The sequence below is a fragment of the Nitrospira sp. genome (genome assembly GCA_029194665.1).
Taxonomy (GTDB): Bacteria; Nitrospirota; Nitrospiria; order Nitrospirales; family Nitrospiraceae; genus Nitrospira_D.
On record JARFXO010000005.1, the window covers coordinates 299,893 to 324,303 of the forward strand.

Annotated in this window: 24 protein-coding genes; 18 read left to right on the forward strand and 6 right to left on the reverse strand. The window is 54.5% G+C overall.

Annotated elements, in window-relative coordinates:
- Positions 1–6 precede the first annotated feature (6 nt).
- The 11 genes from raiA (at position 7) to glnA (ending at position 12,063) form a co-directional block, all read left to right on the forward strand.
- Positions 7–345, forward strand: coding sequence for a ribosome-associated translation inhibitor RaiA (raiA, locus tag P0119_17505; GenBank protein MDF0667844.1), 339 nt, complete (start codon positions 7–9; stop codon positions 343–345).
- A 167-nt stretch (positions 346–512) separates the two neighbouring features.
- Positions 513–1,391, forward strand: coding sequence for an RNase adapter RapZ (rapZ, locus tag P0119_17510; protein MDF0667845.1), 879 nt, complete (start codon positions 513–515; stop codon positions 1,389–1,391).
- A 344-nt stretch (positions 1,392–1,735) separates the two neighbouring features.
- Complete coding sequence (gene pilM / locus P0119_17515; GenBank protein MDF0667846.1) at positions 1,736–2,842, forward strand: type IV pilus assembly protein PilM; 1,107 nt, start codon at positions 1,736–1,738, stop codon at positions 2,840–2,842.
- Positions 2,839–3,396, forward strand: a complete 558-nt coding sequence (locus tag P0119_17520; GenBank protein ID MDF0667847.1) for a PilN domain-containing protein — start codon at positions 2,839–2,841, stop codon at positions 3,394–3,396. The genes pilM and P0119_17520 overlap by 4 nt, the downstream gene beginning before the upstream one ends.
- A complete protein-coding gene (pilO, locus tag P0119_17525) occupies positions 3,396–4,040 on the forward strand; it encodes a type 4a pilus biogenesis protein PilO (protein MDF0667848.1) in 645 nt (214 codons plus the stop codon). Before P0119_17520 ends, pilO begins: the two co-directional genes overlap by 1 nt.
- Before the next feature lie 252 nt (positions 4,041–4,292).
- Positions 4,293–4,679: a pilus assembly protein PilP gene (locus tag P0119_17530; GenBank protein MDF0667849.1), complete on the forward strand. Its 387-nt coding sequence runs from the start codon at positions 4,293–4,295 to the stop codon at positions 4,677–4,679.
- Entirely contained in the window at positions 4,676–6,652 is a 1,977-nt protein-coding gene (gene pilQ, locus P0119_17535; protein MDF0667850.1) for a type IV pilus secretin PilQ, read from the forward strand. Before P0119_17530 ends, pilQ begins: the two co-directional genes overlap by 4 nt.
- Before the next feature lie 102 nt (positions 6,653–6,754).
- On the forward strand, positions 6,755–8,008 hold the full coding sequence (aroB, locus tag P0119_17540; GenBank protein ID MDF0667851.1) for a 3-dehydroquinate synthase: 1,254 nt from the start codon (positions 6,755–6,757) through the stop codon (positions 8,006–8,008).
- Between the two features lie 98 nt (positions 8,009–8,106).
- Positions 8,107–9,894: an NAD+ synthase gene (locus tag P0119_17545; GenBank protein MDF0667852.1), complete on the forward strand. Its 1,788-nt coding sequence runs from the start codon at positions 8,107–8,109 to the stop codon at positions 9,892–9,894.
- Between the two features lie 359 nt (positions 9,895–10,253).
- Positions 10,254–10,592, forward strand: coding sequence for a P-II family nitrogen regulator (locus P0119_17550; GenBank protein ID MDF0667853.1), 339 nt, complete (start codon positions 10,254–10,256; stop codon positions 10,590–10,592).
- Between the two features lie 61 nt (positions 10,593–10,653).
- Positions 10,654–12,063: a type I glutamate--ammonia ligase gene (gene glnA / locus P0119_17555; GenBank protein MDF0667854.1), complete on the forward strand. Its 1,410-nt coding sequence runs from the start codon at positions 10,654–10,656 to the stop codon at positions 12,061–12,063.
- A gap of 34 nt (positions 12,064–12,097) precedes the next feature.
- Here glnA and P0119_17560 read toward each other — a convergent pair whose 3' ends face one another.
- Complete coding sequence (locus tag P0119_17560) at positions 12,098–12,490, reverse strand: hypothetical protein (GenBank protein MDF0667855.1); 393 nt, start codon at positions 12,488–12,490, stop codon at positions 12,098–12,100.
- 185 nt (positions 12,491–12,675) lie between these two features.
- Between P0119_17560 and P0119_17565 the strand changes: the two genes are divergently transcribed.
- The 7 genes from P0119_17565 to P0119_17595 all read left to right on the forward strand — a co-directional run bounded on the left by P0119_17565 (position 12,676) and on the right by P0119_17595 (position 20,459).
- Positions 12,676–13,440, forward strand: a complete 765-nt coding sequence (locus tag P0119_17565; GenBank protein ID MDF0667856.1) for a CBS domain-containing protein — start codon at positions 12,676–12,678, stop codon at positions 13,438–13,440.
- Between the two features lie 83 nt (positions 13,441–13,523).
- Positions 13,524–15,386 carry an ABC-F family ATP-binding cassette domain-containing protein gene (locus P0119_17570; GenBank protein ID MDF0667857.1) on the forward strand — a complete coding sequence of 621 codons (1,863 nt, stop codon included), beginning with the start codon at positions 13,524–13,526 and terminating at the stop codon, positions 15,384–15,386.
- A 1,177-nt stretch (positions 15,387–16,563) separates the two neighbouring features.
- Complete coding sequence (locus P0119_17575) at positions 16,564–17,502, forward strand: ATP-grasp fold amidoligase family protein (protein ID MDF0667858.1); 939 nt, start codon at positions 16,564–16,566, stop codon at positions 17,500–17,502.
- A 10-nt stretch (positions 17,503–17,512) separates the two neighbouring features.
- Entirely contained in the window at positions 17,513–17,683 is a 171-nt protein-coding gene (locus P0119_17580; GenBank protein ID MDF0667859.1) for a hypothetical protein, read from the forward strand.
- Positions 17,684–18,099: 416 nt separating this feature from the next.
- A complete protein-coding gene (locus tag P0119_17585; GenBank protein ID MDF0667860.1) occupies positions 18,100–18,468 on the forward strand; it encodes a DUF2934 domain-containing protein in 369 nt (122 codons plus the stop codon).
- Positions 18,469–18,951: 483 nt separating this feature from the next.
- On the forward strand, positions 18,952–19,275 hold the full coding sequence (locus P0119_17590; GenBank protein MDF0667861.1) for a BON domain-containing protein: 324 nt from the start codon (positions 18,952–18,954) through the stop codon (positions 19,273–19,275).
- Positions 19,276–19,601: 326 nt separating this feature from the next.
- Complete coding sequence (locus P0119_17595) at positions 19,602–20,459, forward strand: HDOD domain-containing protein (protein MDF0667862.1); 858 nt, start codon at positions 19,602–19,604, stop codon at positions 20,457–20,459.
- A gap of 170 nt (positions 20,460–20,629) precedes the next feature.
- On the opposite strand, the gene P0119_17600 is transcribed toward P0119_17595, so the two are convergent.
- From P0119_17600 to P0119_17620, 5 genes are all read right to left on the reverse strand, one after another.
- The gene (locus P0119_17600; GenBank protein ID MDF0667863.1) at positions 20,630–22,201 is read right to left on the reverse strand and encodes an HDOD domain-containing protein; all 1,572 of its coding nucleotides are present in this window, start codon (positions 22,199–22,201) and stop codon (positions 20,630–20,632) included.
- 133 nt (positions 22,202–22,334) lie between these two features.
- Entirely contained in the window at positions 22,335–22,925 is a 591-nt protein-coding gene (locus P0119_17605) for a hypothetical protein (GenBank protein ID MDF0667864.1), read from the reverse strand.
- Positions 22,922–23,386 carry a hypothetical protein gene (locus P0119_17610; GenBank protein MDF0667865.1) on the reverse strand — a complete coding sequence of 155 codons (465 nt, stop codon included), beginning with the start codon at positions 23,384–23,386 and terminating at the stop codon, positions 22,922–22,924. Before P0119_17610 ends, P0119_17605 begins: the two co-directional genes overlap by 4 nt.
- A gap of 9 nt (positions 23,387–23,395) precedes the next feature.
- A complete protein-coding gene (locus tag P0119_17615; GenBank protein MDF0667866.1) occupies positions 23,396–24,022 on the reverse strand; it encodes a hypothetical protein in 627 nt (208 codons plus the stop codon).
- Positions 23,997–24,389, reverse strand: coding sequence for a hypothetical protein (locus P0119_17620; GenBank protein MDF0667867.1), 393 nt, complete (start codon positions 24,387–24,389; stop codon positions 23,997–23,999). Before P0119_17620 ends, P0119_17615 begins: the two co-directional genes overlap by 26 nt.
- Positions 24,390–24,411: the final 22 nt, after the last annotated feature.

The window sequence follows — 24,411 nt, forward strand, 5'->3', positions numbered from 1 at the left end:
GTGGGCATGAAGCTGAGAATCACAGGTCGCCACATGGATATCACGCCAGCGCTTAGAAGCTATGTGGAAACCCGGTTCGGTCGCCTGGATCGGTACGGATTGAAGGTCGGATCGCTTCAAGTGGTATTGGGAGTCGAGAAGCTCCAGCATAAGGCGGAAGTCACTGGCGCGGTCAGTGGCAAGCGAGTGCAAGCCAAGACATCAACGCCGGAAATGTATGCCACGATCGATGCGCTCGTCGACCGTGTGGATGCGCAGTTTCGGAAATGGAAAGATCGTCTTGTCAATCATAAGCCGACCAAACCGAAGAGATCACGATCGAGTTCCCATGTGAGTCTTTCGTGAAATCTCGCTCCCTTCCATCCTTGGCATACTCAATGGTGCCCGAGCGGCTTGACGAAACTAGTGTATCCATGGAGGCACAGGGCGCTTCGCCTCGCTGAATCGGGGTGAGACTGGCAGCGACTCTCAGCGGAGTATCTCGGGCATGCCCACCGAGGCAAGTACGATCTATGGCCCGGCTGAATCTGGTCATAATAAGCGGGTTGTCCGGTTCTGGTAAAACGTATGCCCTCAAAGCATTTGAGGACGCCGGATATTTCTGCATCGATAACCTTCCCCTTGCCCTCCTCCCGACTTTTGTTGATCTCTGCAATCAGCAGCATAGCGAAATTACTAACGTTGCTCTTGGGATTGACGTTAGAGAGCGTGCGTTCTTTTCGGATTTCGGCAATATCCTGAAAAGGGTGCAAACGCTTGGCCATGCCGTTCAGTTGCTTTTCCTTGAGGCTCGTGAAGAAGTATTGATCAGGCGCTTTTCAGAGTCCAGGCGCCCCCATCCACTGTTGCCGGATCTCCCCGTCTTGAATGGGATCCGGTTCGAAAAGGAACGTGTAGCTGAGCTCCGGCGCCAGGCTGATCGAATCATCGATACTTCCGATCTGACGGTCCATGGGCTTGGTGAGTTACTTGCTAATCAATTCCTAGGCGGACCTTTTGAGAGACGACTCACGATCTCGATCATGACCTTCGGATATAAGTTTGGGGTGCCGTATGATATCGATTTGTTGTTTGATGTGCGATTTCTTAAGAACCCATTTTTCGTGCCTGAGCTCAAGCCTCTCTCCGGAGACGATCCGCTGGTCCGAACCTTTGTTCTGACAGACCCCGAAGCCGTTTCACTCATGGAGCACCTCGAAGGCCTGCTGAAGTTTCTCTTGCCGCTATTCCAAAGAGAGCGCCGCAGTTATCTGACCATCGGTATCGGATGTACCGGTGGACGCCATCGCTCGGTGGCGGTTGCTAGTCGTCTCCAAGAAAGCCTCTTCGCGCTGGGATACGAGGTCGGCCTCAAACACCGAGATATCGACAAGATACAGACTGCTGTTTGAGCCACAGCCATTGTGATCCTGCCGTGCCCCCCGGTCGGTTCCTTGACAGGTAGAGCATACTGACTATACTTACTCTTGTGAGCAACCAAAGGCGTTATGACAGTGTAAGTACTACAGTGTACAATCCTAAGTACAGGTCCAATGAAGCAAGCTACAAGGCCAATCAAGTATGTGCATTGTTTGACATTTCCAAGGCGACACTCTTTCGTTGGGAACGGGAAGGTGTCATTACCCAACCCGCTCGCGATTGGAGAAATTGGCGGCTCTATACAAGAAAGAATGTAGACGAAATTGAGAAGGTTATCCGTGTCCGAAAGGCTGTCGCGTAAAGTGGCAGGTAACGCATGTTGACTTCACTGAAGAAGCTCGTGGAAACCGATGTCATAACGATGCTGACCCCTCGCAGACAGTTAGTGGGGCTCGATATCGGATCGAGTGCGATTAAGGTCGCTCAACTCAAGGAAAGTAAGGGACGGTACTTTCTCCAAAAGTTCGGCGTGAAACCGCTTGAGCCGGAAGTGATTGTAGATGGGACGGTCATGGACGAAGGACGTGTGGTTTCGGCCATTGGAGAATTATTCGAGGAAGCCAACGTCAAGAATAAGCACGTCGCGATATCGATTTCAGGTCACGCTGTCATTGTGAAGAAGATCACATTACCACCCATGCCTGATGAAGAATTGGAAGGACAGGTGAAATTGGCAGCGGAGCAGTACATCCCCTTCGACATCAACGAAGTGAACATCGACTTTCATGTCTTGCCGACGGATGCGTCAGAAGATCAGCAAGAGGATATGTCGGTGATTCTTGTTGCCGCTAAGAAAGACAAGATTAATGAATTGACCGAACTCGTCAAGGCAGCTGGACTTATCCCAATGGTCATGGACGTTGATGCGTTTGCGGTTGAGAATATGCACGCGATTAATTATCCGATGGCGAAGGAAGAAACGACGGCCTTGGTGAATCTCGGCGCGAGCGTGATGAATGTGAACATTGTCCGTGCCGGTTCTTCGTTGTTTACGCGTGATATCCCGTTGGGGGGCAATAGGTACACAGAAGCGATTCAACGCGAGATAGGGCTCTCCTTCGAGGAAGCTGAAGAGAGCAAGAAAAAGGACCGAGGAGGTGATTCCGGCGGGGTATCGGTTACCGGTGTTATGGACAGTGTCAATGCGGAAGTCGCGTCCGAGATCGCTAGAACGATTGACTACTTCAAGACCTCGTCCACCAACGCTGAGCTCAGTCGTGTGCTGGTCTGTGGTGGCGTAGCCCGGGCAAAAGGGCTGATTCAACAGCTCGGCGATCGGATGCAACTGCCTGCAGAAATGGCTGATCCCTTCGCTGAAATAGATGTTACAGGGTGCGACATCGATCCTGACCTACTGGCGGACTTGGCCCCATCGGCAGCCGTCGGTGTCGGGTTGGCCTTGAGAGCGGTGGGGGACAGATGATTCGCATTAACCTCCTTCCAGGTGGGCCCAAAGGAAAGTCAGCCAAACCTCAATATGACGTACGCGCACAGGCACTGCTCGGCGTCGGGATGGTCCTGGTCGCGCTGGCCGGGTGTTGGTGGTATTCGGCTTCATTGGACAGTGAGCTTGAGGCTCGACAGGAGGAAAAGCGAGATAAAGAAAAGCAAGTTGCCCAGCTGAAAGAACAGGTCAAGCAAGTACAGGATTTTGAACGAAGAAAAAAGTTACTCGAGGACAAGAATCGGATTATAGACCAGCTTGAGCAATCCAGAATGGGTCCGGTGAAGGTGCTCGATCATGTGAGTCAGAGTTTAGAGCCGCTTAAAGTATGGCTCACGAAACTGGGTGTGGCATCCGATACGGTTGAGTTGGAAGGGAAAGCGTTAACCAACGACGACGTAGTGGAATTCGTGAACAACTTGCGACGCACAGAGTATTTTGCCGGCATCAATCTGCAGGAGAGTAAGGCCGCAGTAGAAAACAAAATTAACTTGTACCAGTTTCGTTTAGCCTTTCGTCTAAAGGGATCCTGATGGGGTTACCGCAGATCAAGCTTGATGCGCTTCGCAATGTGCCGGCGTCCCAAAAGGCCGCGCTTTTATTCTTGCTCGTCGGCGGCATGATTGCTGGCTTCTATTTCTACATTGCAGAACCCAAGTCTGCGACCATCACGGCGCTCGAGGCAGAAAACAGTAGGCTGGAGGGTGAAATTCAAACACTCACAATCAAAGTGAAACATCTCGACGAATTAGTCGCGGCGAACAGACAGCTCGAAATTGAATTGGCTAAGAAGAAGGAACGTCTTCCCCCGGAAGAAGAAGCGATCATGTTGCTGAAGCAGGTGTCTGACCTCGGGGTACGATTGGGGCTCGATATCAAACTCTGGAAACCAGGTGCCCAGACTGAAGATGGGTCGAAGCTTTTCGTCAAGATGCCGGTCAGTGTGGAGGTGGCCGGGGTCTATCACACTGCCGCACTATTTTTCGATCGGATCAATCGACTTCCTCGGATAATTACGGTGTCGGGGCTTAAGATGGGGTCTCCGAGGATTGAACAAGGACGAATCGTATCACAAACGACATTTGACCTGGTGGCTTACGCCGCGCCTCAGGAAAAGCCGGTTTCCGGAGCATCTCCTGCGGCTAATGCTCCCAAAGTAGCCCAAGTTGGGAAATAGCGAAATCGTGACACCATGCATGTGTTGAATATCAGAAGGAAGCCTAAAGAATATTCTCTGATAGTTGGTGTCAGCCTGGTATGCGCCTGTGTCACCCTTTCGGGGAGTATAGATGCACAAGCCGAGTCTTCTCCTCTTCCTGGCCTGACGACTCCGATGCGGCAAGATGCTCTCACGCTGTCTTCTGTACCAGAAATCCAGAGGACGGCTCCCCAAGCTGGAGAAGCGCCCACGTCTGGGCCAGGTACTCCGGTGGCTTCCCAGCTTTCCGTACCGGACGGGATGGTTGGAGGTGGGTATGATCCTTCCGGTCGTCGAGATCCATTTGCTCCTATCGTCCAGGAGCTTCAGCCCGGGAAAACGGATACAACTCTTCCACCATTGCAACGCGTGACCCTGACAGAGCTCAACCTTATTGCCGTCGTATGGGGGGCATACGGCTATACCGCTATGGTGCAGACACCAGAAGGACATGGGTACACCGTTCGACGGGGAACAAGGATCGGGCAAAACAACGGAGTAGTCAGCGCAATTACCGAGCGTGGCATCATTGTCCAGGAACGGTTCACTGATGTGTATGGCAAGAAGCAGGAGCGAGAACATGTCAAGCTCTTACATCCCAAAGAGGGCTCAGAATGAAACCACTACCTTTGCCGGCGGATAATTCTCGAACTGTCGGATCTTTCATCGAAGTCTTGGCGCTGTCGATCGCCGCTCTGTCCATAATTGCCCAGACGCCTGCGTTGGCCGAAGAGATCGACGTGCTAAAGCGGAGTGATGCCAGGCGAGCCGAAACGGCTAGGACACGATTGCTGGCCCAGGCCGTGACCGCTATTGAGGTCCGCCCCAAAGCGGATCTGGTGACCGTAGTAGTTGCCGGGGATGGCCAACTATTTCCTGAAGCCAATTTTTTAGATGAATCCCGCTTAATCGTTGATATTCCGGCGGTCTCGTCCACCCTTAGACGATCAGTAGTGCCGGCCGACCACTATCTGCTCAAAAAAATCAGGGTGGGACACCACGCTGATAAGGTTCGACTGGTGTTCGATGTCCCCGAGCGCCCGGTTTTGTCTATTGCTCGCGAAGATAATAAGGTATTGATCACATTGAGGCCGAGCGAGCGGAAAATGTCCTCTGTTGTTGCTGCGTACGTCGATGGGGGAAAGATCGGCCCATTCCACCCCCAGACCCGTAAGGGGCTATTCGTGCCGGGCGATCGCGTGGTCAAGAGAGCGACGCGAATCGTGCGGCCCCTCCCGTCTCAGTTTACGGTGCAGCGGGTTCAGATGGTTGGAGAAAGTGTTCCTGCTGAAAAGGATGACAGGTCCGATGACATTGTGGCAGGGCAAACACGATTTGTTGGTCGGCGTATCTCCCTCGATTTTCAACAGGCTGACATTACGAACATTCTTCGATTGATCGCCGAGGTCAGCGGCTTCAACATTGTCGTTGGAGAAGGCGTCAAGTCCAAGGTCACCATGAAGCTGGTCAGTGTGCCTTGGGACCAGGCGTTGGATATGCTCTTGAAAATGAACGGGCTCGGCATGATTCGTCAAGGTAGCATTGTGTGGGTCGATTCGCTGGCAAACATTGCCAAGCAGCAGGATGAAGAAGCACGGGCTAAGGATTCCAAGACGAAAGCGGAGGAACTGGTCGACCGTGTCTTCTATATCAGGAATCTCCAGGCCCAAGAGGTTATGACATCGCTGCGACAATATTTAAGCCCACGGGGTGTCATGCAATTCAATCAGGGTAGCAACGCACTGATTGTGCGAGAGACCGAGACAAAGTTGGCAATCGTCAAACAGCTCGTAGAGGGACTCGATCTGGAGGTCCCTCAGGTTCAGATTGAGGCGCGCATTGTTCAAGCTGATACCGTTTATGCTCGAGGGTTAGGGATTCAGTGGGGATTCCAGGCGGGGAATGCCACACCAACCGATTTCTTTGGCGTCTCGAATCTTATCGGGCCATTTGCAGCAGGTGCGAATGGGGCTAGTACCATACCGAAAACTTTCTTGGTTAATCTACCGGCTCAGGTTGGTGGATTGCCGGCGGTCCCTGGGATTGGGTGGACCTTTGGGAAACTAAATGGTGATTTCGGACTGGATATGCGGCTCTCCGCCGGAGAATTGCTAGGCTTGACCAAGGTGATCGCAGCGCCGAAGATCACCACATTGGACAAGCGTGAAGCCAAGATTTCTCAAGGCGAATCGATCCCATTCCAAACGACATCCTTACAGGGTACGCAAACAACGTTTGTCGATGCGAATTTGGAATTGAATGTCACACCTCAGATCACGTCACGCGATCCCAAGGAAGATGGGAAGCGAATCTTAATGCGTGTAAGGGCAACGCGGAATGCGGTCGGGGCACGGAGCAACCCTGCCGGCCCCAGCATCGACCGACGGGAAGCCACCACGCAGGTGATTGTGAGGGATGGTGAAACAATGGTGATCGGCGGAGTCTTCGTCGACACGCAAGCCAACAACGTGCAAGGTATTCCCTATCTCTCTCGTATGCCGGTTCTTGGTTGGTTGTTCAAGAACAAATCCGAATCAGTTTCAAAGCAAGAGTTGCTCATTTTTCTCACGCCAAGCATTATCAAGACCTAGAGTCTGCTTCATTTCTGTGATCGGCAAAAGCCTGGGGATGCGATTCAGCATCACCAGGCTTTTGCTTTTGTGCCATGGTGATCGCGACAACTCCCGACCCGAATGGTGGCACTCCGCCAGGAACGTGACCGCCTTTTTAGTTCGTCGGGGCTGTGTTACGATACTTCTCCCTTTGATGTTTCATACGCGGCTCGGGAACAGAATCGACGTGAAATTCTCAGGCTTCATCAGCGACTGGGTTACGAAGTGATTCCAACCTCAACGGTTAAGGTTTCTCTAGCTGAAAGGAGCTACGAGGTCACCATCCGAGCCGGACTTGTAGAGAGGCTTGGAAGAGAATTGAAGAAATATGGAGTACAAGGAAAGGTCGGAGTTGTGACGGATCGGCATGTCGCTCGGCACTACCTGAAGAGTAGTCTGAAGGAAATCAAGAAGCATGGAATTGATTCCGTTCCGATCATTCTGTCTCCAGGAGAGCGATCGAAAACGCTGAAGACCGTGGAGCAGATCCTTGACGTGTTGGCACGTCATCGATTCGAGCGGTCGTCCATGCTCTTGGCGCTCGGCGGTGGTGTTGTGGGCGACATGGCCGGCTTTGCTGCTTCGATCTACCAGCGTGGTATTCCCTACATTCAGGTGCCGACGACTCTTGTGGCGCAGGTCGATTCGAGTGTCGGAGGAAAGACGGGCGTCGATCATCGGCTCGGGAAGAACCTGATCGGGTCATTTCATCAACCGTGCGCCGTATGGATAGATCCGTTTACTCTTCATACCTTGCCCACTCGGGAATTGGTTGCTGGGCTTGCCGAGGTCATTAAGTACGGGATCATTGCGGACAAGTCCTTCTTTGCCTATCTGCGGCAGCACATGTCTGAGCTGCGGAGACAATCGCCCGGCATCGTTGCGGCAGCAGTGAAACGATCCTGCGAGATAAAGGCCGAAGTGGTGGCTGCGGATGAACGAGAATCCGATCGCAGACGGATCCTCAACTATGGCCATACCATCGGCCATGCCCTTGAGGCGTTGGGGGGGTATAAATCGTTCGTCCATGGAGAAGCGGTGGGGATAGGATTAGTGCAGGAGGCCGAGCTGGCCTGCTTTCAGGGAATTTGTTCTCGTACAGTAGTCGAAGAGATTCGGCGCACTGTGAAGGAGGCGGGGTTAAGTGACTGTATGCCGAGGTGGAAACCGCAGAGGATATGGAAGGCCATGCTTCATGACAAAAAAGTCTCGGAAGGGCGAGTCATTGGAGTGTGGCCGGAACGTATCGGACAGGTACGGATAGGACCGATTGAAAAATCCGTGTTTGAGCAATGGTATGCGGTTTCACGAGTCTCTCTTCACGGTCATGCCTAACTACGCATCGCTTGCCCCAAGGACGGAGTCAACATGAACCCATCTATTGTGTAGAGGGCGTTTGGCCATCGGGGAGAGGCCGGTTTTGTCGGAGTTCTATGCGGACGTTGCGAATCGCGATGGCACAGATGAACCCAACTGTCGGGGATCTAACCGGCAATGTCCACCGCATTACGACCTGGCTGCGAGACGCGAAGAAGGCCAGAGCCGACGTAGTTGTATTTCCTGAGCTGGCCATTACCGGTTATCCGCCCGAAGACCTGCTGCTCAGGTCGCAGTTTGTGACGGATAACCTACGGGCACTGAACGAGATCACGCAAGTCTGTCGCGGTTTGGTTGCTGTGGTAGGGTATGTTGGGCAGGAGGAGCAAATCGACCCGCATTCGCCCCGGCGGTCGATCGTCTCAGCCGGGCGGCATACGCTCTACAATGCGGCAGCATTGATCGCCGATCGCAAGTTAGTCGGTAGTTATAGAAAGTGGTGTTTACCCAACTATGGGGTGTTCGATGAAAGCCGCTATTTTCGTCCCGGGCTGAGAGTCCCGTTGCTCCTCGTTAACGGCACGACAATCGGAGTGAGTATCTGCGAAGATATTTGGTTGCACGAAGGGCCTACTCGGGTACAAGCAGCGGCTGGTGCTGAGGTGATCGTCAATATCAATGCCTCGCCCTTTCATGTCGGCAAAAGTCGTTTAAGGGAGCAGATGCTGGCGACGAGAGCGAGGGAACAGGGAGTCATTGTTACATATACGAACATGGTTGGGGGGCAAGACGAGTTGGTCTTCGACGGGAACAGCTTGATTCTAGACCAATCAGGGAATGTGATCGCACGTGGTCACGCGTTTCGGGAAGAGTTACTTGTGGCCGATTTGAACGTGGATGCCGTTTCACGTGGACCTGCGGCGAGCGGGCGTAGGGCGGCATTGACCGGAAAAGTTGGTTCAGCCGTCGATCGTCTCGTGGTGAACGAGACGGCGGTAAAAAAGAAGCATCGGCCTCGACTCGTGTCAGGGCTAGCGGAGGCATTGGCTGAGATCGAGGAGGCGTATCACGCTCTGGTACTGGCCGTGAAAGATTATGTCCAAAAGAATGGATTTACGCGAGTGGTGATCGGGCTGAGCGGCGGAGTAGATTCGGCAGTGACCGCGGCAATCGCTGTGGATGCCCTTGGTGCCAAGCAAGTGCTCGGTATCTTCATGCCGTCTCCGTACACCTCACATGAAAGTGAAGAGGATGTTGTGGAACTCGTACGGTGTCTCGGCATCGACTTGAATACCATCCCGATTACCCCGACATTTGAAGCCTATCGACAGTCTCTGGTACCGTCATTTGTCGATTGCTCGGAGGACATCACCGAGGAAAACCTCCAGGCTCGCATTCGCGGCAATCTACTCATGGCTGTATCCAATAAGTTCGGGCATCTGGTTCTGGCCACTGGAAACAAAAGCGAGGTAAGTGTGGGGTACTCGACTCTGTACGGCGACATGGCCGGTGGGTTCGCCGTCATTAAGGATGTTCCGAAGACGATGGTCTACGGCCTGGCGCGGTTCCGCAATGAACGTGGTCCGTCGCCTGTGATTCCCAAAGGTATCCTGGACCGACCTCCGACCGCCGAGTTGAGGCCGAATCAAAAGGATGAAGATTCTCTTCCTCCGTACGCCGTTCTCGATCCCATTCTTCAGGCGTATGTCGAAGAAGACCGCTCGCTCGACGACATCGTCGAGGCAGGATTCGATCGCGCGACGGTTTCACGCGTGGTCCGGATGGTCGATAGCAGCGAGTTCAAGCGACGTCAGGCACCTCTTGGCGTCAAGATCACTCACCGCGCCTTCGGCAAGGACCGACGAATGCCGATTACGAACGGCTACCGCATCAAGCAGCCATAGCCTCAACTGGTTCTGTATCCTAATCACACCGTTACTACTCAGATATCTGTCCAATGATTCCGGACCGGAGTGAATCGCCTGGGCTTCTTGGCCCGTGATTCGCTTGCCGTATGCATTCCATGCGCACAACGTGGGTCATAGAGGTCGAGCAATTTTGAGGAATTTACAAGATTTCCACGTTGAGTGAGAGGAAAGGATGGGCTATGATGGCTCCCCCAAAGCAGAGGGAAAGGTGGAGTGGCTGTGACCTTTGCGCGACGAGAGGCATGGGGCGGCGGTGGGTTGCGCACAGCTCCTGAATGGGTCCATCTGAGAGTCGCCCGGAGTTCCTGAGCTGGTCGGGCAAGGAGGGCATCGACATGAAGCTGGTAGAGGCTGTCGTCAAGCCGTTCAAACTTGAAGAGATCAAGGATGCCCTGTTGGAAATCGGTGTTCAGGGGATGACTGTATCGGAAGTCAAAGGGTTTGGGCGTCAGAAAGGCCATAAGGAAACCTATCGCGGTCAAGAGTATACGATCGAATTTGTTCCCAAGGTGAAAATCGAGGTAGCTGTGACGGATGCCCAGGTGTCTCGAGTAATTGAGGCCATCACCAAGGCGGCGAAGACGGGTAGTATCGGGGATGGAAAAATTTTCGTTCGAGAGTTGAACGCGGTCGTGCGCATTCGGACGGGGGAAACCGGAGAAACCGCGCTGTGACGCGGTAAGGGGTCCAGGCACTAGAACAGGATCGCGGAGGAACTTCATAAGGAGGACGGGGATGAACGTGCGGGAGGTATTGGAGTTCGCCAAGAAACACAGGGTCCAGATGGTCGATCTGAAATTCGTCGATCTGCCTGGAATGTGGCAACATATGACCATCCCTGTGAGCGAGCTGACGGAGGGGCTGTTCAAGGACGGGTCCGGCCTTGATGGGTCGTCGATTCGCGGCTGGAAGGCCATCAACAACAGCGATTTGTTGATGGTGCCGGACCCTGCCACGGCATGCCTGGATCCCTTCACCGCGGTCCCGACGCTCAGCCTGACCGGAAATGTCGCGGACCCGATTTCTCGGGAGAATTACGAACGTGATCCCAGGTTTATCGCGCAAAAGGCTGAGAAGTATCTCCAGAGTACCAAGATCGGCGACAACTCATTCTGGGGGCCTGAAGCCGAGTTTTTTATCTTCGATCATGCTCGTTACGACCAAACCAGCCACAGCGGCTTCTACTATATCGATTCGGAGGAAGGCGCCTGGAACATGGGGCAAGAGGGGATCAACCTGGGGGGGAAGATTCGGCATAAGCAGGGGTATTTCCCAGTGGCTCCAGCTGATACCCAGCAAGATATCCGGAGCGAGATGGTCCTGGAGATGGAAAAGGTCGGCATTGAGGTCGAGAAGCATCATCACGAGACAGCCTCGGCTGGGCAGGCCGAAATCGATATCCGATTTGATTCTCTCGTGCGAACCGCGGACAAGATGATGCTGTACAAGTACATCGTCAAAAACGTGGCGCGTCGACATGGGAAGACGGTGACATTCATGCCGAAGCCGCTCTTCAGTGATGCCGGATCGGGGATGCACACCCATCAGAGCATCTGGAAAGATGGGAAACCGCTCTTTGCCGGGAAAGACTATGCCGGCATCTCACCGCTCTGTTTACATTATATCGGTGGCATCCTGAAGCATGCGCCGGCGCTGGCAGCCTTTACGAATCCGACGACGAACTCCTACAAACGCATCACCCCGGGGTTCGAAGCGCCGGTGCTGCTGGCCTATTCCAGCCGGAACCGATCGGCCGGCATCCGCATTCCAATGTACTCTCCAAGTCCGAAAGCGAAGCGGATCGAAGTGCGGTTTCCCGATCCATCCTGTAATCCCTATTTGGCATTCTCTGCGATGCTCATGGCGGGGCTCGACGGCATTCAAAACAAGATCAACCCAGGCGAGCCGGCCGAAAAAGACCTCTACGATCTCGATCCGAAGGAGGCGGCGAGTATTCCGACCATGCCGGGTAGTTTGGATGAGGCGATCAACAGCCTAGAACGGGACCACCAGTTTCTCCTTAAAGGGGAAGTGTTTACCGAGGATCTGATCGAGGCCTGGATCGGCTATAAGCGAAGCAAGGAGATTGATCAGATGCGCGTGCGGCCACACCCCCACGAGTTCTTTCTCTATTACGACGTCTAGCTGTAGGGAGCCGTCGTCGGACACAGGTGGAGGGTTAGCGTTTCCCGCAAGCCGCCCTCCAAAGCGCGTGATTGACGTTGCGCGCTTCTACCGGCTGCCAGTTCCCGTTTTCGATGTAGCCGGTTGCCGGTTTGCCGGTGCCCATGTGGCGGGAAAATTCGATGACTTGCAGAACGCGTACGCGAGATTGTTCACAGTCAAATTCCTTGTGGGTCTTGAAGGACAAGAATCGTGTGGTGCTGTTCCATTTGAGATCCGTTAATTGCCAGAGCGTTGCGCGAGTCCCCGCTTGTTGAATAGTTTTTGGGTCCAAGTACAGGGTCTCAAGACCGGCAGGCTGGTATTGTTTCTCCAGAGCCTCCCAGCGGGCATAGACCGGGCCGGAATTGAGCAGTATCAGCAGGGCGATGAACACGAATCCCCTCATGGCAGTTGATCCCCTTCGGCACCGATCGAATCACCCAGTTCTATTCGGAGCGGATTGCATAAAGGGTCGCAGATAAAAAATCAAGGAGCAAGCCTTTTGTGTCCTGAACTAAACGAGCATGATCAGAGACCCCTTGAGCCTCATCCTAGGGTTAGGTTATTCTCGCGCTTACAACCAGGAGGAAGATGATGCCGAAACGAGTTCGTACGGGGTTGACAAGGAGCGATATTCTCGATCGATATGTCGAGCGGTTTAAGCAGCAGCTCGTGAAATTTCAACCTTTCCTCTCGCGTAAGCGCGGGTCGGCTTCGCTTGAAGATTTCGACGACGCGGCGGAAGAGTTGATCAGTCAGGTATTCGGCGCGGCATCGGATGAATCAGAGGCCTATTTCTTTGCCAAGACGGGTGAATCGGCACTCTTGCCTGAAGAGGCGCAGGAAAGCGGGACCCACGATGTGGAACGTGAGAGCCTCCAACAGCGTCGCCAAGTGCTGGAAAGCTGTTTGGCTGATCTCGAATTACGTCGACGATTGCAGGCAACGAGGAAAGGGAAAGGGATCGAGGCAGCAATTGTTGAAGACTATATGTCGCATGATGTGCGAAGCATCCATCGGGCTGCAACCATCAAACAGGCGGGGCAGCTGTTGCAAAAGCATAAAGTCGGCTCGCTGATCGTGGATGACGGGTCCCGCTATATCGGTATCGTGACCGATTCCGATCTCACTCGCAAGGCTGTTGCCAAAGGTCTCGACCCCAATACCACGACCGTCGCCGCTTGCATGAGCCGGCCAGTTGTTACGATTGAAGAAGATGAGTCACTCGCCGAAGCCATGTCGCTGATGAAGAAGCAGAGCATCCGACATCTGCCGGTGACTGCCGATGCCACGATCATCGGTGTACTTTCAGTCTCTGACCTGCTCCGCGCGTTCGAGGAGCAAAACACTCCGTAGTCTTCGTACAGCAAACCGCTAGCAGTTGCACAAACGGTCGACGAGCAGCTCTGCCTACTAGGGTCTCGATCGGATACACCACCATGCCACCGATTTTGCTGCTCAGTTGCGAATCCGTCGGCAAGGGCTTCGGGATCAAACCGTTATTCAGTGACCTTTCACTCGGACTCTGCGAGGGCGATCATGTCGGGCTGATCGGTCCCAATGGGTCAGGGAAGTCCACGTTGCTCAAGATCCTGGCCGGTCTCGAGGAGCTGGACAGCGGTACTAGATCTGTGCGGAGGCAGATCCGCATCGGCTATGTTCCGCAAGAATCCTCGTTTATCGAGCAGTCCTCGGTCGAGGAAACGCTGATCCAGGTCCTCCTCGACGAGGGACTGGACCAGCATGAGCATGGCGGGCGCATCGCCAAAACGCTCAGCCTCGGAGGGTTTATCCGTGCCGACCAATCAGTCTCAACGCTCTCCGGAGGATGGAGGAAGCGGTTGGCGATCGCACGGTCGCTGATGCTGGAACCGGACGTGCTGCTCATGGATGAGCCGACCAACCATTTGGACGTCGAAGGTATTCTCTGGCTGGAACGCCTGCTGAAAGCCGAGCCCCATGCCTTCGTGGTCATTAGTCATGATCGGCGCTTCCTGGAATCGGTGACAACGAGGATCTGGGAATTGAATCGCCGATATGCCAATGGCGTCTTTCAAGCAAACGGTCGGTACAGCGAGTTTTTGGAGCAACGCGATGCGGCATTACAGGCGCAGACCGACTATCAGGCATCGTTGGCAAATCGGGTCCGGCGAGAAGTGGAATGGCTCAGACGCGGGCCGAAAGCTCGCACGACTAAAGCCAAGGCCCGGATCGATGCAGCCGGTCGGATGATCGATGAACTACAAGATATCGAATCACGACAAGCGCAGGGATCGGCCGGGATCGACTTCACAGCCTCTGGACGAAAGTCGAAACAATTGTTGGTGACAAAGGGGATCGGGAAATCTCTCGGCGACAAACCGATCGTGTCCAATCTCGATATCGTGATGGGTCCAGGCGAGCGAATTGGTCTCCTCGGCCCTAATGGTGGTGGCAAGACGACCATCTTAAAACTCTTAGCCGGCATATTGGAGCCGGATCGTGGCACTATCACGCGTGCCGATCGGTTGCGCGTCGTGACCTTCGAGCAACACCGTGAGTCATTGGACCAGCAAGCCACGTTGCGGCGCGCCCTTGCTCCAGCCGGCGGCGATGCCGTCGTATACCAGGATCGTTCCGTGCACCTGATCTCATGGGCCAAGCGCTTCCTCTTCAAGCCGGAGCAGCTCGATCTGCCGGTCTCGCGCTTATCAGGCGGCGAGCAGGCGAGGCTGCTGATCGCGCGACTGATGCTCCAACCGGCGGATCTCTTGCTCCTCGACGAACCGACGAACGATTTGGATATTCCAACACTCGATGTCCTGGAAGACAGTTTGCTTGAATTTACAGGCGCGCTTGTTTTGGTGACGCACGACCGGTGGCTCTTGGACCGTGTCTCCACAAGACTTCTGACGCTCGACGGGATGGGCCGCGCCGAATGGTTCGCCGACTATGCCCAATGGGAAGCCGCACAGGCGAGAAAGGCGACGGAAGAAAGAAAACCCGAGATCTTGGAGGAAACCTCCCTATCGGCGAAGCCATCCAAACGGAAAGGCTTGTCGTACAAGGAACAAAAGGAGTGGGAACAGATCGAAGCAAAAATCCTGGAAGCCGAGGAAACCGTTGCGACCTGCCAAGCTGCGGCAAATGACCCGGCTATCGCCTCATCCGCCGCTGATCTGCAAGATCGGTTTGCCGCACTTCATGCTGCTCAGACAGAAGTCGAACGCCTCTACGCCCGCTGGGCCGAACTGGAGGAAAAACGCGCTCAAGCGATCGGCAACATACAGGCTGAAGTTGGAAATAAACCATTTTTAGGATAGCTTTGGGGAGGGACTGGGGAATTGGAGCAGGCAAAAAGCGACTCTTGGAGCAAAGCTAATCCTCATCCGATACATCGATGACGCGGATCTGTCCGTGTTTAAGCGCCATCGTATCTAGGAAGTGCCACATAGAGTTTTTGTCATTCCAGGGAAACTGAGTATCCTTCGTTGTCCGGGCAGATCAGAAATCCGGAAGCGGCTCGGTTCAATTTTCGCATTGTGGTACCTCAGCGTATGTGTTTGATCTTTGATTCCTTCCGCCCTATTCTTCAGGCTTGGTACCAGTGAATTTCAGCCAGGTGAACAGCGTTGTCGGAGAATCGAACCTTTGGGCCCTTCCGTTTCCGCCAGCGTCCCTTGCCGTAGCAATTACGCAGACGGACGATCCCGTGGATTTGAGCGTCAACGGCAAATGTATCAATCTGTGGAATAGAGCCAAGCAACTCGAAGCGCACGGCTGCGTGGGCCCAAGACTATGCGTTTTTCGTCAATGGGCAGACGAGAGACCTCTCAATCATGCCGCCGACAATTGGAGCGCGATGTTTGGCGGGGCTATCGGCGTGCAGGCAAGGCTTGTACGAATTCATTCCTCGATTGTACTGAGAATCAGCGAACTCCCGCAATGCACGAGACAAGACCGACCCTAGTTCCCCTCCATGTTGCGAAGAACGAGTGAGCGGCCGCGGTGTTCCCCAGCTAGAAGTTTGACGCCAACGCCGCCTGGTTCCGGCTTAGCGTCCTCATCTACAATCTGCTCAGTGCGTTGAAGCGGCCGGCCTTATCGCGGGTTTGTCGGAGGCTCGGCTCAAGCCTCTGAGGTTTTTGGTGCTCAACACGGTGGGCAAAGTCATCCATCATGCCCGACGTACGCTGTTACGGCTCCCGGACCAGTCCACAAGACCATCGTAGCCCTGGCACGAAGTAAAATCCTGGCGCTCAGCTCCGGTTAGCCTGAGGTTAGGCTAGGATCCGCGCCCGTGTCACGGTGCCCCTCCCCTTTGAGGACCCGCCCTGAACCGGACACTTCGCGTGCTACAAAAACCAGACATGTACATATGATGTGCTAGCTACAAGAGGCTACTTATGGCTTGACTGGCAAGTTGCGCACCTTTAGACTCGTCCGGTGTCCAGCGGTTAGGAAGGCTAAGATAGAACGTGAGAAATAGAAGCTAGAAGAATGCAGGATTTGGTTCAACCAACGGGGATCGCAGCGCTCCGTGGCAAGTTACGAGAGACCTGGGTGCATGACCTCGTCGTCCACTATCGAGACATCAGACGCCAGGTCATGCGGCGGTCGGAAGGCGAGGCCATCCTGTTGCACAGATATTCTCAGATCCATGGCAGACCGCCCAATTTGACAAATCCTCAGACCTTTACAGAAAAGCTGTTCTGGCGCATGGTCACCTGGAATCGGGGAGCCATGCCCTCACGGTTCCGACAGTTGGCCGATAAGTATGCGGTGCGAGCCCATGTGGCAAGCAGGGTAGGCGAGGCGTATTTGATCAAGCTCTTATGGCACGGAGACGATCCGCGTGCGATCCCGTTTGATCGGCTGCCGGAGGAGTATGTGATCAAGCCGAGCCACTCAAGCGGACAAGTGATCATTGTCAGAGGCGAGGTGGATCGCGAGGCAATTATTCATCAGGTCTCGGGCTGGCTGCTCAGCGACTATTATTGGGAGGAACGTGAATACCAATACTATGGCATTAAACCCATGATTGTGATTGAGGAATACCTGACCAACGAGGATGGGAGTCCGCCGCTCGACTATAAATTCTCCTGTTTTAACGGAACGCCGGAGCAGATTCTTGTTCGGAATCATACGCACGACATCAACCCATCTTTTGACATAACGTGGAATCCCCTCGATTTCTCCGATGGGGTAAGTGGAGCACGGCCGTCGGTGCCAAAGCCGGTCGATTTGGAGGAAATGCTTGCACTCGCAGCAAAACTGTCGGCCGAATTCGGGTTCGTCCGCGTCGATTTGTACAACGCTAAGGGGCGAGTCTATTTTGGCGAGTTTACCTTTACTCCTGCGGGAGGGCGCTTAAAATATGAACCGGATTTTTGGGATTTGAAGTTCGGGGAGAAATGGGATCTGTCGTTGGACCGCTGAGAGTTAGTGGGTGACGATCCTGATCAATCTTCATCGGACGGCGGCTCCTGCCGATCACTTTTATGCTGCTACGATGCAGCTACCGGTGGGTGGGCTTTCCGCTGAGTACCTCGAGCGAGTCAAGGTTAGCGAAACCCGGGAGAACATCGTGGAGAAATCTCAGACCGGTCACCTGGTATAGGAAACATTCACTGGACCGAAGGAATATCCACAACATGTTTGAAAAATAGGCTGCTCAGCCTACGCCCAGCATACACTTCTGTTCCTATCCACTACTGGTTGACTGTCTGTCACAGTTCGACAAGATACCGGACAACGCCGGGAGAAGCTCGGCAATCTGCGAGCGTCAGAAAAGACGATACGAGTACGGTCGTGCAATTTTTCATCCTGGTTAACCTGGCATGAATCTTTTCCGGGACTCATTCAAGACATCTCGAGCATGCCGATCTACGCAAACCTAGGCGATCTCCTAGTTAATGCTCGACGGCGCGTAGGATTAGGATGAGGTGGCAGCAGGGCTGATGAAACAGGTGTCTTACTAATCGTTCAGGATGAAGAATGTCGACAACCATAAACGGGTGGTCATAGGGAGAGGAGATGGCACGAGTACGTTCAAACAAAAGTAAAAACAAGTCATCTAACGCAGAGGAAATAAAGGCCGGTCGGTCGGACGAAACCCCCGCTCAAGACCATTCATCGCAACCAGCCGCTAGATCCAAAGAGCAGCAAGAGCACAAGCGGATACAAGAGGAGCTGCCTGCTGATGTGCGAGAATCTGAAAAGCTTTCCGAGGAAACGCCTTCTACTACCACGAATGGACATCAAGGTATCGAGGATGATTCTGCGACGCATCGTAGAATCGCGGAGCGGGCGTTTATTCTGTTTCTAGAGAGTGGCTGTGAGCATGGCAACGATTGGTCTCATTGGTTTGAAGCGGAACAACAGCTTAATGAAATTCGAATGTAGCCACAGAACATTAAGTTTCTTAAACGCGCAACGGAAATTATTACGACAGAGGAATCGGGGACTCGGCGGGAGAGTCCGAGTCTATGGCGAGAGCATTGATTGATGCCAGCGTCGTTGTGCTGTTTGTTCCTCAACCGGCTTCGGAGCTGCGCGACATGTTGCCTTGCGCGACGACATCAAATTGAGCGAAGGATGGCCCGATGGATAAGGGGCAGGAGGCATGGAATACCATGGCAGAACGAGGCAAGGAGTATTAGTAAGTAAAGGGATAAGGGACGATTTGCGATGCGTAATGTTCGGCCAAATAATTTGCAAGGCAGAGACAGGAAGCAATGAAAGATGTCGGACGGTCCGCTAGGGAATTTGCCGAACAGAGACAGAACGTGGTAGAAGAAGCAGCCAATGAGCCGTCACACAGCCGTGGATAGCATACAACTGAGTCGATTAACCAAAAATTATTCATAAGGGGACAATCCTGTGAGGATGTCGTCGCTTGTTCTCGTACTTCTTGTTCTCGTGCTGAATGGGGTGAGCGAGCTCATGGCCGGTGAGGCCTCGACCGCCAGAACCGACATAGAACGCTTGAACGATGATTCAATCACGGCGAACGTACAGGGGAACCTGGCAGGCGATAATGTGATCGATTTTGCCAGGGTCGATGTGGAGACGGAACGAGGGACCGTGATTCTCAGCGGCACAGTGCCAACCTCAGAGCAGAAAGCTCGGGCGGAACAACTGGCTAGACAGGTACGTGGCGTCAAACAGGTCACCAACAAGCTCCAGGTCCAGACGCGCCAGCAGCCGTAAGCCCATTCGGCATGAGCACGAGACGGCACGATGTCGACAGAAACAAGCCTTTCTGCGATTGCGAGCCATGGGAAGTTGAGGATCGGAGCCGTCCGAAATTCAGTTCGTAAAGCTTATCCTGTACATTCCGATGCTCGAGGCAAGGACGCGGTGCCAAACCCACTGCGCAGCGCATCTCTCCCGGCGCCCCAAGCTCTGCTGTTGAGCCGAAGGCATTCCGTATTCGGCTCATAGAAACCGCTTCTTCTACAGTTCTATCCATTGATAGCCGATAGAGAAGGTGGAAGCCGGTCTCTCTCGATCCACCACTGAAAGGGATCCTCACCATGCCTTTGGCGAGCGAACTGGTTCAGTCCTGCACCACTGTCCTTACCTTGCCGGAGATCTACTTCCGTGTGCGAGATGTGGTGGACGACCCGAAGTCGACCATGGATGACCTTGCCGAGGTCCTTAAGCTGGACCCGGCCATCTCGGCCAGGCTTCTTCGCATTGTCAACTGCCCCCTCTATGGATTTCCCAAACAGATCGACACCATCTCTCGCGCCGTCAGCATCGTCGGTAGGCAAGCCATCAATGATCTCGTCACCGCAACGACTGTGGGGCGGACCTTCTCCGGGATGCCGATTCAACTCATGGACGTCTCGATGTTCTGGCGCAAAAGCGTGCTCTGTGCCCTGCTCGCCAGAAGGATTGCTACAGCCTGCGGCATAGAGGACAGCGAGCGTTTCTTCCTCGAAGGCCTGCTGCGCGATATCGGCCATCTCGTCCTCTACCAGACCATCCCGCAGCGTGCGCAGTCTGCTCTCATTGAAGCGGGCTATCTCGGAACCTCTCTGGCCGAGGTGGAGCAGTCCAACATTGGGTGCGACTTCGCGGAAGTGGGAGCCGAACTCATTCGGGCCTGGGGGATGCCTGTCCAAATCGAACAGGCCATCCGCTGTCAACTGAGTCCAAACGATGCCGGTGAATTCATCCTCCACGCGTCGATCGTTCATCTGGCCGGCGTCGTCGCCGATTACGAAGAGTTCGAGCCGAGTCGCCGCCCTGCTGCAATGCCGATCAGTCCCTATGCCATCACCGCCACCCGGTTTGCAGCGGCCAGCCTCACGGCACTGCTCACGGATGCTCGAGCCAAGCTGCAAGATACCCTAGCGCTTATCCGTCCTCGTGCCATGGCCGCCTAATTCCGCAGACATTGTCCATGATCAGAAAAAGGTCCCAAGTCCGTTTAATGGGAGTTCATCGCCCCATGTGGTTACGGTAGTCGGCCTTCCGATTCGGCGGCTTATCGCGTGATGGAACTCAGGCGGGTGACCAATTACCGTGGGGGCGTCGCGCTGTCGCAAGCGCCAAGCTACAGTATGCCGGCCAATCGATTCAGACCCAACGTCGTCTGGGCGAAAAACAGCCGGAATACCTGGCAGTCTTGAGATAATACCGGTTGGTTGGTGGTTGCTCGATCACAGAAGATGAGCCCAATCGGTTTTGCTCCAACCCGCAACGGCGCCATGATCGCCGACGTCGGTCTCCAGACCTCGATAAAATCATGTTTCAGAATCCCGGCCTTCCGGTCTAAAAAGTTGGGAACGAGGAATGGATCGGCCCGCTTGAGAACCGTGAGAAAAAACTGATGCTCTCGGCTCAGTGAACCTGAAAGGGACCGGAGGTAGGGTGTCGGAGGTGCCACACCAAGCACCAGTCTTCCAACCAGCAGATCACTGTCGTTTTGGTTCAGAAGCGCCAGGCCTATGCGGTCAAATCCGGCATCCCGATGTAGGGATTGCACAAAAGCCCCGAGTAGGCCGTTGAGGTCGCTTGCAGCTTGGAGCGAGTCCTGAAAGGCTTGGAGTGTTTCAAGCGGCTTGGCCAGAACGGGAGCAACCGATTCCTCTCGCGGTGGGAGCGTTGCCTGCTCTTTGCCGAGCGTGCCTTTGATGGGGGGCGGATGCGAGAGTGATTCGGTGGCGTCCTCCTTGGGTGGTGGTGCCATGGCTTCATGGGAAGAATCGATTGCCAACCCCATGGAGCGGATGAGTTGACGTCCCCGATCCATAGCCCGAATCGTCAACTCAGCGAATAGGCCAGAAGAGAGTCTGCTTCCAAGCTGGAGAGTTTTCTTGGCTTCCTCAATAGCGGTTTGCGAGGCTGGACCGGTGAGCACCTCGACCAGCCGAATGGACCCGGCGACGACACCTCGGTAGGTTTGAAGCCCGCTTTGCCAATGCCCCATCGCCAGTTCTTCTGGATGACGGAAGAGCTCGATCAGATCGTCCGGCAGGTTCCACATCTGGGCCAACGCTTGGGCCAAGGTCAGCCGTGGTATACCAATGAGGCGCGTCTCTTGAAGCGCACATTCCGACGGGCGCTTGGATTTCTTGGAAATAGCCTGGAGAGCAAGAAAGAGGTCCGGGTCCTGGTAGGCGATGGCCAGGTCCCCGATCGAATAGAGGAGTGCGCCGGTAAACAACTGCCCCGGCTGTGAGTATCCAATGGCCATTCCCAGTTCGCCGGCATAGGTCGCTGAGAGAAGAGACTTGGCGATCAAGGTTCGGAACTCGTGTTGGCGAACCGGCCAATGTTGCAGCTGTTCGACAAGATGTGCCGCAGCAACGAGGGACCGAACGGTGTCGAGCCCGAGCCAACTGACAGCATGGGGAACCGAGACAATCGTCTGCTGTGGGCTGTAGGCGATGCTGTTCGCAACTTGCAGAACTTTGCACGTCAGCCCATGGTCTCGGCTGATCACCTGGGCAAGATTCACGGCGTTGGACTGAGGTCCCATGTGATTCAGGATTTGCTGACAAGTTGATTCCAAAATTGGGAGACAGCGGCTGGATTCATCGAAGAGAGGTCTGAGGTTCTGATGGAGGCGAGGGCGGATGGAGTCGATGAAGACCGATTCCGAGGCTGCGTTTGACGAAGGCATAGGGGGGACTCTGGTTGAGGGTCAGAAGCTCTATCGGTCAAAACTCTATGGAGCTTAAGAGCATGAAGCCGTGGAAGAAAGTGCGCACGATCGGGCATCAAGCGATCCTGGATTTCGGCTGGATGCTCGCGAGCTATTCGACAGAGTGGCTTTCCAGGAAGACCGCCTGTTCCAGGGTACGGAAGAACCGTTGGTAGGGCAAGGGATCTTCGACGGCGCGAAGATAGGACTGAGCACTGGCTCGGACAATGAGCTGCGACTCGTTGCGGTTGCGGACTGTGACGGTCAGTCGTACAAGGTCGCTGCGGTGGTAGAAGGGGCCCCAATCTCGATAGTTTCTGGTGAGGAACAGGAGCGTGTCCGGCTGATAGAGGAAGTAGGATGGGTAGGGGAAGGTCGGTCGCTCAAATGCAGCGTATTTCTTTGCGGACACGATTCCCAGTTCCTCATCCAGCACTTCGATCTTGCAGTTGAAGTCCTGCAAGGTCATGACGATCGCCTCGAGCATCTTTCGCCGATCATTGGTGTCGAACACGCGTGATTGCGCGGCTCGGACCTTCACCTGACTGTCCTCGGATAACCAGATCTGCGACCGCGCGTCCGATTGCTTTTCATGCCGCATTTCGTAGGGCGAACAGGCCGGGGACCACACCACCCCGGCGAACACTGTCAGAAGCAGCCATCGGAGCGGAAGTGCCGAACCCGGTGATGTATCGGTGGTCATGACGATGGGTTCGACTCCCCAGGGAGAAACAGCGCCCGTTGCAATACGACGAAGAAGTTCTGATACACCTTTGGGTCTTCAATGGGTTGGTTGTTATAGATGACGTTGGCGCGAATACTCATTTTCCCCCCTGTCGCTTCCCGCACCGTCACAGTGATCGTGACGACGTCATAATAGTTCGGTTCGGCGAATCGTGCGGCGGTGACAAGTCCCAGGTCTTCATAGGCCCGTTCAATGATGAACCCCAGATCTTGTAGGGTCGCGATGACGGCTCGGATGGTGGCGTTGCGGTCCGTCACATCGAAAGTCCTGGTCTGGCGGCTGCGGATCTCCATCTGCGCATCAGTCAAGAGGAACAAATCTTGCTGGGCTTCCGGCGCGGCGCACCCCTGCGAGGAGACTACTCCGGCAAGCAGGATGCCGATGCAGATCATGTTGCTGTGCATCGTGAGCCTTTCCATGGGGTGGCTTCAGATTCGATGAGCCTCCAGAAACACGGATTTTGAAAGCTTCGCGAAAAATTGTTGATACACCACCGGATCGTTGACCATCTCCATATATTGCGCACCGGGCGGAATGTAATCGTAATCGACTTGGCCATCTCCCTTCCAGACGACCCGGTAGAATGCAATGCGAACTTCGTGATGAGTTGCGTCGGGGTTGAGCGGGCGGGACACGAGGGCCGCGACGATCTTGTGATGTAGGTCTACCGGTTGCCGGACTTTCCCGAAGGAGAGGAAGAACCATACCGTCCTCCCGATCTCTTGACCGTACTCACGGGCACTTCGCTCCTTCACCGCGCGCAGGAAGCCGACTTCCCGTTGACTTTCATCAATTTGAAAGCCCAAATCCTGAAGCAGAGCGGCCGAAGCGGAGAGCAGTTCATGCTCATTCGCCGTTTCGAAAAACCTGGTCTGCATCACGCGATGCGTCAGAATCTCCGGCGTCAGCGCAAAGAAATCGGCCGGCTTAGTACTGGAAACACAGCCGCTGAGAAGCGTGAGTGTCAGGATTGAAAGCCGCCACCTGCCCATCACAGCAATTGTGGCGGGGATGCATCCCACCGGCTGATCAGAACTGAGTGGCGTTGTAGGCAAAGTCCCTGACCTTTTTCTCTTCGTCGTACTTAATGATGATGGTGAGCGTCCGTTGGCGCTGAGTCCGCACACGGTCATTTGAGGCATTGCCCAGAATGATGATCGTCGCATAGGACGACCTGGTCGAGTCTACACGATCGGTCGAGACCCTATCATAGATCCAGACCTCTCGTCGGTTCTCGTCCGTGGTCACGATATTGGGAGTCCCGAGGAGTTCGGCAACCTTGGAAGCGGGCATCCCGACTTTGATCTCGCCCTGCACCTTGCCGACGGTGATGCGGTCTTCTTCTTTCGAGGCGGGCTTCCCGCCGCAGCCCGCGGTGATCATGAACAGACAAAGGCTCAGGATGCTCCATATAGATTTCATTGAAACCTCCCCTTTCTGTCGG